Annotated in this window: 17 protein-coding genes; 16 read left to right on the forward strand and 1 reads right to left on the reverse strand. The window is 47.8% G+C overall.

All coding sequences use genetic code 11. The features are described from left to right. Positions 1-3 precede the first annotated feature (3 nt). The 3 genes from ABXS70_RS07990 to ABXS70_RS08000 all read left to right on the forward strand — a co-directional run bounded on the left by ABXS70_RS07990 (position 4) and on the right by ABXS70_RS08000 (position 2,992). Entirely contained in the window at positions 4-1,521 is a 1,518-nt protein-coding gene (locus ABXS70_RS07990; RefSeq protein ID WP_366295162.1) for a sugar ABC transporter ATP-binding protein, read from the forward strand. Further along, on the forward strand, positions 1,518-2,504 hold the full coding sequence (locus tag ABXS70_RS07995) for an ABC transporter permease (protein ID WP_342551709.1): 987 nt from the start codon (positions 1,518-1,520) through the stop codon (positions 2,502-2,504). The genes ABXS70_RS07990 and ABXS70_RS07995 overlap by 4 nt, the downstream gene beginning before the upstream one ends. Positions 2,505-2,719: 215 nt before the next feature. Beyond that, a complete protein-coding gene (locus ABXS70_RS08000) occupies positions 2,720-2,992 on the forward strand; it encodes an HU family DNA-binding protein (protein WP_090917341.1) in 273 nt (90 codons plus the stop codon). A gap of 86 nt (positions 2,993-3,078) precedes the next feature. Here ABXS70_RS08000 and ABXS70_RS08005 read toward each other — a convergent pair whose 3' ends face one another. Continuing rightward, entirely contained in the window at positions 3,079-3,240 is a 162-nt protein-coding gene (locus ABXS70_RS08005; RefSeq protein WP_342551708.1) for a hypothetical protein, read from the reverse strand. A gap of 150 nt (positions 3,241-3,390) precedes the next feature. On the opposite strand from ABXS70_RS08005, the gene mtrB reads away from it, so the two are divergent. From mtrB to trpE, 13 genes are all read left to right on the forward strand, one after another. Further along, positions 3,391-3,612 (forward strand): trp RNA-binding attenuation protein MtrB, encoded by a 222-nt coding sequence (gene mtrB, locus ABXS70_RS08010; protein WP_342551707.1) that lies wholly within the window; start codon positions 3,391-3,393, stop codon positions 3,610-3,612. Positions 3,613-3,798: 186 nt separating this feature from the next. Then, the gene (locus ABXS70_RS08015; RefSeq protein ID WP_366295167.1) at positions 3,799-4,344 is read left to right on the forward strand and encodes a hypothetical protein; all 546 of its coding nucleotides are present in this window, start codon (positions 3,799-3,801) and stop codon (positions 4,342-4,344) included. Positions 4,345-4,452: 108 nt separating this feature from the next. Beyond that, on the forward strand, positions 4,453-5,313 hold the full coding sequence (locus ABXS70_RS08020; RefSeq protein ID WP_366295170.1) for a heptaprenyl diphosphate synthase component 1: 861 nt from the start codon (positions 4,453-4,455) through the stop codon (positions 5,311-5,313). Between the two features lie 15 nt (positions 5,314-5,328). Continuing rightward, complete coding sequence (locus ABXS70_RS08025) at positions 5,329-6,057, forward strand: demethylmenaquinone methyltransferase (protein ID WP_342551704.1); 729 nt, start codon at positions 5,329-5,331, stop codon at positions 6,055-6,057. Beyond that, positions 6,050-6,916, forward strand: a complete 867-nt coding sequence (locus ABXS70_RS08030; protein WP_342551703.1) for a UbiA-like polyprenyltransferase — start codon at positions 6,050-6,052, stop codon at positions 6,914-6,916. Before ABXS70_RS08025 ends, ABXS70_RS08030 begins: the two co-directional genes overlap by 8 nt. Before the next feature lie 2 nt (positions 6,917-6,918). Next, positions 6,919-7,536: a UbiX family flavin prenyltransferase gene (locus ABXS70_RS08035; RefSeq protein ID WP_366295174.1), complete on the forward strand. Its 618-nt coding sequence runs from the start codon at positions 6,919-6,921 to the stop codon at positions 7,534-7,536. Positions 7,537-7,837: 301 nt separating this feature from the next. After that, entirely contained in the window at positions 7,838-8,812 is a 975-nt protein-coding gene (locus tag ABXS70_RS08040) for a polyprenyl synthetase family protein (RefSeq protein WP_342551701.1), read from the forward strand. Between the two features lie 195 nt (positions 8,813-9,007). Further along, complete coding sequence (gene ndk / locus ABXS70_RS08045; RefSeq protein WP_342551700.1) at positions 9,008-9,451, forward strand: nucleoside-diphosphate kinase; 444 nt, start codon at positions 9,008-9,010, stop codon at positions 9,449-9,451. Between the two features lie 24 nt (positions 9,452-9,475). Then, on the forward strand, positions 9,476-10,267 hold the full coding sequence (locus ABXS70_RS08050) for a protein-glutamate O-methyltransferase CheR (RefSeq protein WP_342551699.1): 792 nt from the start codon (positions 9,476-9,478) through the stop codon (positions 10,265-10,267). Between the two features lie 167 nt (positions 10,268-10,434). Beyond that, positions 10,435-11,604 (forward strand): chorismate synthase, encoded by a 1,170-nt coding sequence (aroC, locus tag ABXS70_RS08055; protein WP_342551698.1) that lies wholly within the window; start codon positions 10,435-10,437, stop codon positions 11,602-11,604. Position 11,605: 1 nt separating this feature from the next. Continuing rightward, positions 11,606-12,700: a 3-dehydroquinate synthase gene (gene aroB / locus ABXS70_RS08060; protein ID WP_342551697.1), complete on the forward strand. Its 1,095-nt coding sequence runs from the start codon at positions 11,606-11,608 to the stop codon at positions 12,698-12,700. A gap of 5 nt (positions 12,701-12,705) precedes the next feature. Next, entirely contained in the window at positions 12,706-13,074 is a 369-nt protein-coding gene (aroH, locus tag ABXS70_RS08065) for a chorismate mutase (protein ID WP_342556378.1), read from the forward strand. Positions 13,075-13,596: 522 nt separating this feature from the next. Further along, complete coding sequence (trpE, locus tag ABXS70_RS08070) at positions 13,597-15,165, forward strand: anthranilate synthase component I (RefSeq protein WP_366295181.1); 1,569 nt, start codon at positions 13,597-13,599, stop codon at positions 15,163-15,165. Positions 15,166-15,174: the final 9 nt, after the last annotated feature.

Consider the following 15,174-nt stretch of genomic DNA (forward strand, 5'->3'; position numbering starts at 1 on the left):
CCTATGAAGGACCCGATTACACTGGATATGGAGCATATTCATAAACAGTTCTCAGGCATAGCCGCTCTGAAGGACGTACATTTTTCAGTAAAAGGTGGAGAGATCCATGCGCTCCTTGGGGCTAACGGAGCTGGTAAAAGTACATTGATGAAAATCTTATCAGGCGCATATCAGCTGGATAAAGGTACCGTTCAACTCAATGGTTACAAGCTCAACCTTAGTTCTCCCAGAGAAGCAAAGGAAAGCGGTATCCATTGTGTATATCAGGAGGTGGATGCTGCACTTGTACCGCAGCTTACAGCTGCCGAGAATATTATGCTTGATCAGTTAGCATCATCTGACGGCGGGTGGTGGAAAAGTCCAAAAGCGCTGCAGCAGCGTGCGAAGGAAGCCTTAGCACAGCTGGGGGCGGACAGCATTTCAGTTCACCGTAAAGTCGCCGATCTGACACTGGCAGAGAAGCAGATGATTCTGCTTGCACGTATCCTGATTCAGGATGCCAAAGTGATTATATTTGATGAGCCGACGGCACCTTTGAGCCAGGAGGAGACAGACGCGTTCTTTCGAATCGTACATCTTCTTAAGGAGCGCGGAGCTGCCTGTATTTTCATTACCCATCGTCTTGCAGAAGTGACAAGTCACTGTGACAGGGTTACGGTCATGAGAGACGGCCGTCATGTGTTTACAGGTGAAACAAGTGGACTTTCACTGAATGATCTGGTTACACAGATGCTGGGCAAACCGTTTGAAGAAGAGTTTCCGAAGATTGAAGCCTCCGTGGGTGACCTGCTGCTGGAGGCACGAGGCCTTCGACGAGGAGTTAAGGTAAAGGGTATTGATCTTGAAGTTCACCGCGGTGAGGTGCTTGCAGTGGTAGGACTGGTAGGTGCTGGGAAAACGGAATGTTCCCGCCTTCTGATTGGTGCTGACCCTATGGAGGCAGGCGAAATTCGGCTGCACGGCCGTCATATCCGTCTAAACCAGCCTGCCGATGCAGCGGTTTTGGGTATCGTTTCTGTGCCAGAGGAGCGGCGTAAACAAGGGATTTTTATTCATGAAAATGTCGAACGTAATTTGAGTTTGCCCCTGCTCTCGCGTCTTAGTAGATTTGGATTTGTTAACCGTAAGCGTGAGCGGCAGCATGCAGATTCACTCGTAAAGCAGCTGGGCATCAAAACCTCGTCTGTGAAGCAGGAAGTGAAATATTTGAGCGGCGGAAACCAGCAGAAAGTTGCGATTGGCAAATGGCTGGACACTGGAGCGGATGTATTTATTTTTGACGAGCCTACGAAAGGTGTAGATATCGGGGCGAAAAGTGACATTTTCCGCATCATCAATGAGCTGGCACTGGCAGGTAAAGCGGTCATCTATTTCACTTGTGAGCTGGATGAAGGGATGGGGATCGGAGACCGGATTGCGGTCATGTGTGAAGGAGTTATTGCAAAAGAATTCAAGCGAGGCGAGACGAACCAAGAACAGCTGCTTTACTATGCAAGCGGTGGACGAGAGGTGGAAGCATGAAGGATAAATCACTGGATTTTGCGTTCCGCTACGGAGCCATTATTGTCATCATAGGTGTTATAGCTTTTTTCGGTATAAGACTGCCCTATTTTTTCACGTACAGCAATTTGACTGATATTTTAGGTTCAATCTCGATTGTAACATTCGTAGCGATCGGTGTTACGTTATCTCTCATAGTGGATGGGTTTGATCTTTCAGTAGGTGCAACCGTCTCCCTGACAACCGTGGTTACGGCATCGCTTATGATCTGGTATCAGCAGCCTTTGGCCGTCGTGATCATTGTGCCGTTAATTATCGGGGCTGTCATTGGTTTGCTGAATGCCCTTCTCATCGTTAAACTACGTATCCCTGATCTGCTGGCTACGCTTGCAACGATGTACATCATCGGAGGCATTCATAAAACCTATGCTCAGGGCTATACGATATACAACCATATGCAGTTTCCGGACGGGAGCAAGGCTGCTGGTGAGATGGACCCGACTTTTTTGCAGCTGGGACAGGGGAAGTGGCTTGGCATGCCGATCTCGGTAATTCTGCTGCTTGCTGCTGTCATTGGTGTTCATATCTTTTTGACATACACGAAATATGGACGGCAGATGTATATTACAGGGGGAAATGAAGAAGCTGCCCGGCTTTCCGGAATCAAGGTGAAAAAGGTACGTACGCTTGCTTATGTGGCAGCGGGAGTGTTCGCAGCGATCGGAGGAATCATCTATGCTTCCAAAGTTGGATCTGGACAGATCGATGCTGGATCTCCGTTGTTAATGGAGTCAGTAGCCGCAGTATTTGTGGGTTTCTCCGTCTTTGGTGCGGGAAAACCGAATGTCATCGGTACCTTTATTGGTTCTGTGCTGATCGGTGTACTGGTCAATGGTTTGACCATGATGAATGTCCAGTATTTTACACATGATATAGTCAAAGGTGGAGTGCTTGTGCTGGCTTTGGCGGTCACATTTTATGTTTTAAACCGCAACCGCACTTGAAATTGTGTGCTGTCTGTATTAGTATAAAATTTGTTCGGCGTCAGAAACACCCGTGGTTTCTGGCGGTATTTGCCGGAAATGACTGTTAACCGCGGATGGAGATGGATGTTCATCGCTCAAAATGTTCAACGTTTTTTTGTGTATGAACGTATATTTCCTTATAAAACGGAAACACAGTATAACATTCAGGACATTGATTCAGGAGGTGAAAACAAATGAACAAATCAGACTTGATTACTCACGTATCCGAAGCTACTGAATTGTCCAAAAAGGATGTAACGAAAGCGGTTGATGCCGTATTCGAAGCAATCTCTGAGGCTCTTCAAAACGGAGACAAAGTGCAATTGGTTGGTTTTGGGAACTTCGAAGTTCGCGAGCGCTCTGCACGTAAAGGACGCAACCCGCAAACAGGTGAAGAAATCGAAATTCCTGCGAGCAAAATTCCTGCGTTCAAACCAGGTAAAGCGCTCAAAGACGGAATTAAATAAGATTTCTACATATTCCATATGTCAACAAAAAGACCGTGACTTGTTCACGGCCTTTTCTTTTGCATACAAACAGGTAATGCTTCGCTTTAATGCTCAGATTCAGGCTCTCCATTTCTTCCCGATCGTTCCGACTGTTCACTGTAGGCAATCAAGATTAGTTCTTTGCCTGTAACGTCAGACAGATGCTGTTCAATCTTCTGCAACTGGTAAATATGCTCGTCTGTGAGTGCAGCGGGGAGGTATTTCATGCAGGTGCTCCTTTCCTTGGTCTGTCCTGTTCTAGTATGACCTGTGAATCCTCTTTTCTTGCGGTCTGCTGCCTGCTGGACGCTGGTTGACAAATAGGACAATCTTGATCATCATTAATGCTAAGCAATCTAGAAAAGGGGACGTGCGCGATGGATCAATCAACGGGCAGTGACTATATCGTAATTAAAGCAGAAGAAAATGGTGTTCAGGTGATCGGTTTAACCCGAGGACAGGACACTCGCTTTCACCATACCGAAAAGCTCGATAAAGGCGAGGTGATGATTGCCCAGTTTACAACACACACCTCTGCCATTAAAATTCGTGGGAAAGCAACACTGATCACGAAGCATGGAGAGATTGAATCGGACTAGTCCAAGATCGGTGAATCAAGTATTAATGCAGGTAAACGGTAAATGAAAGAGCTTGACTAGGTATAGTCAAGCCTGGGAACGGAGTAAATAAAAATTGCAGGCATAGCCTGCTTTTTTTCATTGTACAATGAGGTATGAGCCTTTACCGGACAGACTACACTAACAGGTAAAGGCAGGGAGGCGCATATGAAACCCGGAATGATTGTGACTGCATCGATGCTGACAACGATTGCGGCAGTGGTCCTGCTTGTGGTTTTTCAGAGCTTGCATACACGTACATGGGGCGGAGATCGTGCAGAGCCGGTCACGGCTTCCCATCAGCCAATTCAGTTGACAAACGATAATCTGGTTGATGTGCTGAGTTCTCTTCATATGTCAACGCCGATCGCCAGAGTAGAATGGAAACAGTCCATCTTGACACTGGACCTCAAAGTAAAAGGAACGAATACCAGCTACACTGAAATATATGAAAATATGGCTGCTGTCGTTGATCTCAGTTTTCGGAGTGTAGACAATGTGGAACAGGTGCTGCTTCGAGTCATGGCTGAAGATGAATGGATGCATAAGCGTCATCTGCTTCTTGCAGCAGATATTCGGCGAGGTGAGTGGCCCATGTATGCTGTCGACATGCTCCGCACCTGGAAAAGCGCTGCTTTTTCAGAGGAATTAAAGGACTGGTTTCATCTGATGCAGACGGAACTGTGGAAGAAGCAGTTCGAAATGACAAGTTAGGGGTAATCAAATAGCAGGATTCAGTGCGTGTCCGGGAAACATATGCTATAATATATAAGATTGTAGTGCAGGAAATGGTTTAACAAAGCAAAGCCTCGGAGGATGAGAATGAATTCATATCGCGTACCCCAACTAGCAAAGAAATATACGGATTACGACATGATTCGACAACATACGGAAATCCCGTCATTTCCGGATAGCCGGGCGCGTCTGTTACAGGTATTTGTGGGCCGTACAGACGAAAAGGGGCATCAGGAGCTGTACGCTTTAGCGACCTCGCTCGTTCAGTTGGCTATGGATACGCATGATCGAATCGATACGATATCCGGTGATCGGGGAGAACAAGAGATGCGCTCACGCCAGTTGAATGTTCTCGCTGGAGATTATCTGAGCAGCCGCTTCTACCAATTGCTCGCTCACGCAGGCAAAATTGAGATGATCGGCAAGCTCAGCGGTGCTGTTTCTGAAGTGAACGCACGCAAGATGACGCTGTATGAACGGATGAAAAAGCTTCTCGTTTCGGCTGATGAATATTTGCGTGAAACGGTACAGCTGAGAATGCAGCTGTTTCTTTCATTTACAGACATGATCCCTGATAAGGATAAGCCGCTGTGGAACAGTTTGTTGACCGAATTCAGCACTTGCGAAACGATCGCAGCAGAGTTGAATCGAATGCGTGACGAGCAGCAGCTCCTTCACAGCTATGCGTTCTGGCATATTTATGAGTACGGCAATGATGAGGAACGCAGTCACCTGCATCAAATGAAGATTGAATTGCGTGCGTGGAATGCTGTGGTGCTGAAGTACAGTGTGAACGAAGTGCTGCTGGACAAGCTGCGCGAGAGTATACACCGCATTCAGCTTATGCTGCATGAGGGAGGTCATCAAGACGTGCAGGAGATGGATGCAATTCTTGAGCCTTACCTGACCTATGTGCAGCCTTCACATGCGGTAGTAAGGGAAGATTGAGGGGGAGACAGACGAATGGGTAGCGGAGAGACCAAACCGAAAGAAGAATTTGTCCATTCGGTTTTTCAGAGTATAGCCGGCAAGTATGACGTCATGAATGATATTCTGAGTTTCCGCAGGCATAAGGCATGGCGCAAATTCACGATGAAAAAGATGAATATGTCCAAGGGTGATACGGGACTGGATTTGTGCTGCGGCACATGTGACTGGACACTCGCTATGGCCGAAGCAAGTGAAACGGGGCACATGCACGGACTGGATTTCAGCAGCAATATGCTGGAAGTAGGTCAGAACAAAATTGATGCGGTGAATCGTTCAAAGCAGATTACTCTTGTTCAAGGCAACGCGATGTCACTGCCTTTCGAAGACAATTCGTTTGATTATGTCACGATTGGATTCGGATTACGCAATGTACCGGATCTCAGACAGGTATTATCTGAAATGAAACGTGTTGTGAAACCCGGCGGTATGGTGGTCTGCCTGGAATTATCGAAACCGACCTGGCAGCCGTTTAAAGGGATTTATTATTTTTATTTTGAGCATATGCTGCCGAATATGGCCAAATTGTTTGCCAAACGTTATGAGCAGTACAAGTGGCTGCCGGACTCTCTGGCACTTTTCCCGGGGAGAAAGGAACTGGCGGACATATTTGTTGAAACCGGATTGCAGCAGGTGCAGGCCTATCCTCTAACCGGAGGCATCGCGGCACTGCATATTGGAACCAAGGAGAATCAGAATGTTTAGGAAAATTCGCATCTTTTTAGAAATGATCAAGATTGAACATACGCTTTTCGCGTTACCTTTTGCATTTATGGGCGCTATTTTGGGGTCCATGGTGGTGAACAATACCTTCCCGAGCTGGATGCAGATTATGTGGGTGCTGCTTGCCATGGTTGGGGCACGAAGTGCAGCTTTTGGTCTGAACCGGATTATCGACCAAGCAATTGATGCTAAAAATCCGCGTACTGCCATGAGAGCTATTCCGGCAGGTTTGTTGAAGAATGGCGAGGTTATTATTTTCATCATCGTTTCGTTTATTTTACTATTCTGGGCATCATCCAATCTTAATGTATTATCGATGCAGCTGCTGCCGATTGCGGTCTTCATGCTGGTGCTTTATTCCTACACCAAACGTTTCACATGGCTCTGTCACGTCGTGCTGGGGATGACGATTGGTCTTGCTCCACTTGGAGGATGGGTAGCCGTAACCGGAACGATGGATTGGACAGCGATCGTGCTGTACGTTACGATTGTATTCTGGACAGCAGGTTTTGATATTATTTATGCTTGTCAGGATCTGGAGTTTGATCAGGGGGAGGGTCTGCACTCCATTCCATCCCGTTTCGGGCTTGTGAAGTCACTGCAGATCGCCAAGTTTTTCCACATCATCACCGCTGTTGGTTTTCTTGCATTGTTGTTAATGACGGATCTGAGCTGGTGGTACGGTGCCGGGATGCTCATTACGTACGGCATTTTGCTTTACGAACACTATATTGTATCTCCTAACGATATGAGCCGTGTACAGACGGCATTCTTTACGATGAACAGCGTTCTGAGTCTGGTCGTATTTACGTTTACACTTATTGATCTGGCGGTGAAATAAAGATGCAGCAGCCGGAAAATAAACGACTTGTTGTCGGAATTACCGGAGCGAGCGGCAGCATATACGGCATCCGATTGATTGAAACGCTGCTTGATCTGGAATACAGCGTTCATTTGGTTATCTCTAATGCAGGCTGGCGTGTGCTTAAAGAGGAAATGGACTGGGATGTGACAAATCGGGAGAGCATACTTCAAGAGAAATTTGGTCACCGCGCCGGCTCTTTAATTTATCATCCCGTTAGTGATATAGGTGCTTCAATTGCAAGCGGATCTTACTTGGCTGAAGGCATGATTATCATGCCGTGCTCCATGGGCACGCTTTCTTCCATTGCTAACGGATCTTCAGACAATCTGATGTCACGTGCGGCGGATGTCATGATGAAAGAGGGCAGGACGTTAATTCTCGTGCCGCGTGAGACGCCACTGCATGCGATTCATCTGGAAAACATGCTGAAGCTCTCGCGACTGGGTGTGCGAATGATTCCGGCCATGCCTGCTTTTTATTACAAACCTCAGAGTATGGAAGATTTAATTTTGTTTTTGGTAGGTAAAGTGCTGGATAGTTTGCGCATCCCGCACCAATTGTTTACAAGATGGGGAGAACCGGATCAACGGGGATAACGCCAAGCGTTATTCCCCGATTACCGGGGTGTCGGTGAGAACTGATGGCAGGCTAAGGCTGTCCACGGTCTTGACCCATGCTCCGGCAGCTTCTGTACTTTTTGATTCAGAACTGGTCGCAGCGTTTAAATCTCGAGTGTCGGCGCTGGCATTCGGAAGAATAATATGATGGACGCTGGAGAAGAACACAAGCAGGAACGGCAGGCCGGGGGCGAACGTTTTTGCCTGCAGGCTCGGGCTTGCTGGAGGGGAAGGTAAGCATGGGATTTAGGACTGACAATACGCTGACACGGGTGAACGAATGAAACTATTGGACATTTTCGGGTTGTTAAAAAAGGACATGGATTACATTGAAAAAGAACTGTATCGCAGTGTTCAAGGCGAACAAAAACTGCTGAGTGAAACTTCACTTCATCTGCTCAAGGCTGGGGGGAAACGACTGCGGCCTGTTTTTGTGCTTTTAGGCGGAAAATTTGGTACATACGATATTGAGCGGCTTAAACTTGTAGCTGTTCCTCTGGAACTTATTCATTCTGCATCGCTCGTTCATGATGATGTTATTGATAATGCCGAGACTCGCCGGGGCAAACCTACCGTCAAGTCAAAATGGGACAATCGGATCGCGATGTATACAGGAGACTACATTTACGGCAAAGCCTTGGAGATGACTTCCGGGTTGTCTGAACCGGCGATTCACCGTATTCTTGCCAAAGCGATGGTGCAGATGTCCATCGGAGAGATGGAGCAGATTCGGGACTTTTTTAATACAGGACAGAGTGTGCGCAATTATTTGCTGCGCATCAGGCGCAAAACTGCGCTTCTGATTGCGGTAAGCTGTCAGTTGGGAGCGCTGGCTACACGTGCGCCTGAGCATATCTCATCTCTGCTCTACACGTATGGATATAACGTTGGAATGGCTTTTCAGATTCAGGATGATGTGCTCGATTTGGTAGGTACCGAGAAACAGCTGGGCAAGCCTCCCGGCAGTGATATGAAACAGGGCAACATTACACTTCCTGTGCTGTACGCGCTTAGAGAAGAACATCTGCGTGAGCCGCTGCTCAAGGAAATTTCCCGTGTGCATCATGAAGAGGGACGGGCGAGTGCATCGGATGCGATTGGAATGATTCGCCAAAGTCAAGGAATTGCTAAAGCGGAAGCCCTGGCTGACCGATATATGAAGAAAGCGCTCGATGCTCTCGATCAGCTGCCAAACATCAAGACAACCAAAAATCTGCGAGACATTGCCCATTTTGTCGTTAAACGTACCCATTAGAGGCGCGGTTTGACGTTCACAACTTAGCTGAACAGTAAAATTTGCTGTCCGACTAAGCTCATGGCTCTATCTCTCTGATGTGAGATACGGATGTGAAAATCCTCATTGGGAGGATTTGGACTTGTATGTTACAATCAAAGGGATTGCGTTTACATAGTGACTAACTTTGAACCGTGAGTGAGGAGTGAACTGGTAATGGATCGTACATTTTTGATGGTGAAACCGGATGGTGTGCAGCGTGGTTTGATCGGCCGTATTATCAGCCGTCTGGAGGACAAAGGATTTAAGCTGGTGGCAGGGAAATTGGTGCAGATGTCACAAGAACAGGCCAAACGCCATTATGCCGAACATGAGGGCAAGCCTTTCTTTGATGAACTCGTTCGTTTTATCACATCTGGACCGGTATTTGCTATGGTGTGGGAAGGTGACGATATTGTAACGCTTGCACGTATGGTCATTGGCAAAACAAATGTGAAGGAAGCAGCTCCGGGAACCATTCGCGGAGACTTCGCCAGCCATACGCCGCATAATCTCATTCACGGGGCGGATTCGCCGGAAAGCGCGGCTCGTGAAGCAGCCAATTTCTTTAGTCCTGACGAACTGGTAAGTTACGAGAAGAGCATCGCAGCCTGGTTGTAATTATTAGCCAAAGGGTGATATACGATGCTGGAGCAAGAACAACTAGACCCGGACTATGCCGGATTCATTCGTAAAATTAAAGAGAGCACAGGCATTGATCTTGCTCAGTACAAGGAAGGCCAGATGAAAAGAAGGCTGACCACGCTTCGTAACAAAAACGGGTTTAATACGTTTTCCATTTTTTTCGATGCTATGCAGAAGGACAAGGCTTTATTTTACGAGTTTCTTGACCGCATGACGATTAACGTATCTGAATTTTGGCGTAATCCGAATCGCTGGGAAGTGCTGCGCGATCAGATTCTGCCTGAATTGGTGGGTTCCAAGCGCCGTGCGAAAGTGTGGAGTGCTGCCTGTTCGACAGGCGAGGAGCCATACACCATTGCGATGATTCTGGATACAATGGGCATTCTGAAAGAAAGTTCCATTACGGCAAGCGACCTGGATGAAGGCGCGCTCGCCAAAGCCAAGGAAGGCCGTTATATGGAACGATCTCTGAAGGATGTACCACCGGAAACGGCAAGCCGATACTTTAAGCAGGATGGCCTGATGTATCGTATCGATGACAAATTAAAAAGTGCAATAAGCTTTAAGAAACAGAACTTGCTGGTAGACCGTTTTGATGACGGGTATGATTTGATCGTCTGCCGCAATGTTATGATTTATTTTACCGAGGATGCGAAGAATCTGTTGTATCACAAATTCGCCGCCAGCCTGCGTCCTGGTGGGATGCTGTTTGTAGGCAGCACAGAGCAGATTTTCTCCCCTGGACAATACGGGCTGGAGACAGCAGAGACATTTTTCTATCGGAAAAAATAAATCAGTATAAGGTCAACCGCCTGAGGCGCATGAAGATGTGCTCAGGCGGTTGTTTGCATAAGAAAAAGCGGATTTCTTGTCAAAGCGGATCAGCTATACTATAATAAGCAAAGAAATTATGGGATTTTAGCAATGTGAAGTTTAACAGTTTAAAGGGGGAACGTATTATGAGTTTACGTTATTTAACTGCAGGGGAAACGCACGGACCCCAATTGACCGCAATTATCGAAGGACTGCCAAGTAATCTGAATATTGATTTTGAAGAATTGAATTTCCAGCTTCATCGCCGCCAGAAAGGATATGGCCGTGGTCGCCGGATGCAGATTGAGAAGGATCAAGCCAATTTTGTTGGCGGAATTCGTCACGGGTATACGACAGGTGCTCCAGTAGCACTGGTTGTTCAAAATAATGACTGGAAGCATTGGCAGAATATTATGAATATTGAGCCGATTGAAGGCAGTGACGAGGAGAAACGCCGGATGCATCGTCCGCGTCCTGGACATGCCGACCTGAACGGCGGTTTGAAATACAATCTCAAAGACCTGCGCAACGTTCTGGAACGGTCCAGTGCTCGTGAGACAACGGTACGTGTAGCTTGCGGTGCGATTGCTCGTCAATTCTTGGCTGAGTTTGGCATTAAGGTGGCTGGGCGTGTTATCCGGATCGGAGAGATTGAAGCCCCGTATCAGGAGCTTCCAATTGACGAACTGATTGCGGTAACCGAAGCTTCATCGGTTCGTGTGACCGATGCTGAAACGGAGAAAAAGATGGAAGCGTACATCGATCAGATCAAGCAGGAAGGTGACTCTATCGGTGGAATCGTGGAATGCATCGTTGAAGGGGTTCCTGTCGGTCTGGGAAGCCACGTTCAGTACGATCGTAAGCTGGATGCGCGCATTGCTCAAGGTGTAATGTCCATCAATGCATTCAAAGGCGTGGAGATCGGCATTGGGTTTGAAGCAGGAACGATTCGCGGCTCACAGGTTCACGATGAGATTCTGTATAACGAAGAGCTCGGTTATCACCGTGCATCGAACCGTCTGGGCGGATTCGAGGGTGGTATGACGAACGGTATGCCGGTTGTTGTACGCGGTGTAATGAAGCCTATTCCAACGCTGTACAAACCGCTGCAAAGCGTAGATATTGATACAAAGGAAGCCTTTACAGCACAGGTTGAACGTTCTGATGCATGTGCAGTTCCGGCAGCCAGCGTGGTGATGGAACATGTCGTTGCATGGGAAATAGCCAAGGCTTTCCTGGAGAAGTTCGGCGGGGATTCCATGGAGGAGATCCGGGCGAACTATGCAAGCTACCAGGCGCAGCTGGAGAACTACTAATATGCGGCAGTTGACAGTGCAGCTCGGGGAACGTTCTTATCCCATCTTGATCGGCAGCGGTCTGCTTGCTCAGGCTCCGCAGTATTTTGAACAGGCGGGTTTGACCAAAAAAAGCCCGCTTCTGATCATTACAGATGATCATGTGGCTCCGAAATACCTGCCAGGACTGGAGCAGACACTGCGTGCGGCTGGATATTCTGTCGTATCTGCAGTGGTGCCTTCAGGTGAGACTTCTAAATCCCTTGCCGTATATCAGGACATGATGACAGCAGCCATTGAAGGCAAATTGGACCGAAGCTCGGCAATCCTCGCTCTCGGGGGAGGAGTTGTCGGCGATCTGGCTGGATTCGTAGCTGCTACCTATATGCGGGGCATCAAGTTTGTACAGATACCGACAACTATTCTTGCTCATGACAGCAGCGTTGGTGGTAAAGTGGCGGTCAACCATCCGCTGGCGAAAAATATGATTGGTGCTTTTCATCAGCCAGAGCTTGTGCTCTATGATGTGGATACGCTGCAGTCCCTGCCGCCGAGAGATGTGTCAGCTGGTCTATCCGAAATGCTGAAGCATGGGCTGATCCGTGATGAAGCATTCGCCCGTTGGTGTGAAGAACATGCTGAGGCGCTGCTTGCTCTTGATCCCGATAAACTCGGACACGGTCTGGAACGCGGGTGCAGTATCAAAGCCGAGATTGTCTCTAACGATGAGCGTGAAAATGGAGAACGTGCACTCCTGAACCTGGGGCATACGATTGGTCATGCCATCGAAGCTATTGCCGGATACGGCGAGTATCTGCATGGAGAAGCGATTTCAATCGGCATGGCGGGTTCAGCACTGCTCGGTGAGAAGCTTGGAGCGCCGGCAGGACTGTACGACGACACGGTGCGTATGCTTCGTTCGCTTCGACTTCCGGTAACGCTGCCTGCACATCTTAGTACGGATGCTTTAATAGAAGCGATGATGCACGACAAGAAATTCCGTGAAGGTCATATGGTCTTTATTGTTCCTGATCGGATTGGAGCTGCCAGAATCGTGAAGGATGTGCCGGTGTCGGCTGTTCGCGAAGTTATCGAGCTGCTCAGGAAGGGAGAATGACAGAAATGGTTACACGGGGAATCCGCGGGGCAACCACAGTCACGCAGAACAATGAAGAAGAGATTTTGAAAGAAACAGCGGTGCTGCTTCAAGAGATTGTTGACCGGAACAAGATTGTCCCGGAGGATATCTGCAGCGTGTGGATTACGATGACTGGGGATCTGGATGCAGCATTTCCTGCGAAGGTTATCCGCCAATTGGATGGCTGGGAGCTTGTGCCCCTGATGTGTGCACTGGAGGTGCCTGTAAAGGGAGCTTTGGCCAACTGCATACGTTTCATGGTGCATGTGAATACAACCAAAGCGCAAGATGAAATCCATCATGTGTACCTTAACGGCGCACAGGCATTACGTCCCGATCTGGCTGGACGTTAAGTTTCTTGAACTGTGATGGTTGTCAAATCAATGATTATCATGTATAGTGAGAAACAGTTGAGTAGAGCTTGAGATTGAGCTGAGAGCAGCTGAGTATAGTCTAGTATATAGCAGAGTCCAGTGTTAGGTAGCCGATGCGTCTGAAATCGGTCAACGCTTTCACGGTACGTCATGCTAAGGAACACTACAGGAAGAGAGAGTAGACATGTCAGAGGACATCGTTTATTCGCATATCACAGAAGGAGCATTTCACATTTTTAACTTGGGAGTTTATTGGATCATTGCCAAGTGACAAGATGCTGCAAACGAGATGTTTCCAAGTATATGATCTCTCTGAATACAACTGATACCATGAGTAATCATGGCACAGGAACCTGTAATTTTCCGACAGCATATGTATAGGGACTTGTTATTTATGAAGCAGCATGCCTGAATACAGCTTATAACCAAACCTCTACCTGATGGTAGAGGTTTTTTGTCGTCATAACCTTCTTCAACCTATATCTGAAAGGACGTGATCTGATGATAACGCCAAATGTTAACCAAGTACTGAAAATGTCAAGTGAGTATAATCTGATTCCGGTTGTCAAACGAATTCTAGCTGACATGGAGACGCCGATTCGTATCTTCCGTCGTTATGCGGATAATGACCGTGCATTCCTGCTCGAAAGTGTAGAGGGCGGCATTCAATGGGCGAGATACTCCTTCATTGGTACCGATCCGTTCTTGATGATTTCAGCGAAGAAAGGCCGCATTGTCGTGGAGGAAGCCGGGAAGACTCGTGAACTGCCCGGTAAACCGATTGAAGAACTTAAAGCACTGCTTCGCAAATACCGAAGCCCGAAGCTGGATGAACTTCCTCCGTTCACGGGTGGGGCGATCGGATTTTTCGGATATGACCTGCTGCAGTATTATGAGAAGCTTCCAGCTCATGCGCTGGATGATCTGAATATGGATGACATTCGGTTTATGTTCTGTGATCAGATCGTCGTGTTTGACCATGTAAAGCAGCATATGCTGCTTGTCGGTAATGTACATGTCAAGGAGGGTGCGACGGACGAAGAGATTCGACAGGCGTATGCAGCCACATCCGAGAAGCTGGAACAAGCGGCTGAGCGTTTGCAGCAGCAGGGACCGGGCGAGAACCTGAACCCGCGTTCGATTCCGGGGGATGTGGATCTGGGAGATGTTCGTTCGAACCTGACGAAAGAACAATTCATTGGCAATGTGGAGCAGGCTAAAGAGTACATTCGTTCAGGGGATATTTTCCAGGTGGTGCTGTCCCAGCGTTTTCATATTAATACGGAAGTTTCACCCCTTCATGTGTACCGCGTACTGCGGACACTGAATCCGTCGCCATATATGTACTATCTGAAAATGGACGATGAAATCATCGTAGGAACCTCGCCTGAAGCACTGGTTAAGGTTGACGGCAATCGCGTAGAAACGCGCCCGATTGCAGGCACACGTCCCAGAGGAGCAACGGAAGCAGAGGATCGCGCACTTGCGGCGGATTTGCTTCAGGACGAGAAGGAGCGCGCTGAACATCTGATGCTGGTGGATCTGGGAAGAAATGATTTGGGCCGTGTATCTACGTTCGGCAGTGTGAAGTGTGACATGTTTATGGAGATCGAACGATACTCCCACGTGATGCATATGGTGTCGAACGTTACGGGCGAGCTGAGAGAGGATAAAGATTTCTTCGATGCTTTCCTTTCATGTTTACCTGCTGGAACGGTATCCGGTGCTCCGAAACTGCGTGCGATGGAGATTATTGCAGAATTGGAAAAGGAAGCGCGAGGTGCCTACGCCGGAGCGATTGGTTATCTCGGATTCTCCGGAAACATGGATGCATGTATTACCATCCGCACGATTATTTTCAAAAAAGGAAAAGCATATGTGCAGGCCGGGGCCGGTATTGTATGGGATTCAGTACCTGAGAAGGAATATGAAGAGACTGTGAACAAAGCGAAGGCATTATTAAAGGCGATTCGAACAGCGGAAGCGATGTTTCCTGTAAAAGCTGAAGATCGCAAATTAAATCTGGCTAACGCGGATTATTTTGTTACACCAACTTCGGCAGCGAACTGAGAGAGGAGA

The sequence above is a fragment of the Paenibacillus sp. AN1007 genome, from assembly GCF_040702995.1.
Lineage (GTDB): Bacteria > Bacillota > Bacilli > Paenibacillales > Paenibacillaceae > Paenibacillus.

Bases quoted from the DNA above. Each gene is read 5' to 3' on its own strand.
- ABXS70_RS07990 (WP_366295162.1), top strand. From the start codon at position 4: ATGAAGGACCCGATTACACTGGATATGGAGCATATTCATAAACAGTTC.
- ABXS70_RS07995 (WP_342551709.1), top strand. From the start codon at position 1,518: ATGAAGGATAAATCACTGGATTTTGCGTTCCGCTACGGAGCCATTATT.
- ABXS70_RS08000 (WP_090917341.1), top strand. From the start codon at position 2,720: ATGAACAAATCAGACTTGATTACTCACGTATCCGAAGCTACTGAATTG.
- ABXS70_RS08005 (WP_342551708.1), bottom strand. From the start codon at position 3,240: ATGAAATACCTCCCCGCTGCACTCACAGACGAGCATATTTACCAGTTG.
- mtrB (WP_342551707.1), top strand. From the start codon at position 3,391: ATGGATCAATCAACGGGCAGTGACTATATCGTAATTAAAGCAGAAGAA.
- ABXS70_RS08015 (WP_366295167.1), top strand. From the start codon at position 3,799: ATGAAACCCGGAATGATTGTGACTGCATCGATGCTGACAACGATTGCG.
- ABXS70_RS08020 (WP_366295170.1), top strand. From the start codon at position 4,453: ATGAATTCATATCGCGTACCCCAACTAGCAAAGAAATATACGGATTAC.
- ABXS70_RS08025 (WP_342551704.1), top strand. From the start codon at position 5,329: ATGGGTAGCGGAGAGACCAAACCGAAAGAAGAATTTGTCCATTCGGTT.
- ABXS70_RS08030 (WP_342551703.1), top strand. From the start codon at position 6,050: ATGTTTAGGAAAATTCGCATCTTTTTAGAAATGATCAAGATTGAACAT.
- ABXS70_RS08035 (WP_366295174.1), top strand. From the start codon at position 6,919: ATGCAGCAGCCGGAAAATAAACGACTTGTTGTCGGAATTACCGGAGCG.
- ABXS70_RS08040 (WP_342551701.1), top strand. From the start codon at position 7,838: ATGAAACTATTGGACATTTTCGGGTTGTTAAAAAAGGACATGGATTAC.
- ndk (WP_342551700.1), top strand. From the start codon at position 9,008: ATGGATCGTACATTTTTGATGGTGAAACCGGATGGTGTGCAGCGTGGT.
- ABXS70_RS08050 (WP_342551699.1), top strand. From the start codon at position 9,476: ATGCTGGAGCAAGAACAACTAGACCCGGACTATGCCGGATTCATTCGT.
- aroC (WP_342551698.1), top strand. From the start codon at position 10,435: ATGAGTTTACGTTATTTAACTGCAGGGGAAACGCACGGACCCCAATTG.
- aroB (WP_342551697.1), top strand. From the start codon at position 11,606: ATGCGGCAGTTGACAGTGCAGCTCGGGGAACGTTCTTATCCCATCTTG.
- aroH (WP_342556378.1), top strand. From the start codon at position 12,706: ATGGTTACACGGGGAATCCGCGGGGCAACCACAGTCACGCAGAACAAT.
- trpE (WP_366295181.1), top strand. From the start codon at position 13,597: ATGATAACGCCAAATGTTAACCAAGTACTGAAAATGTCAAGTGAGTAT.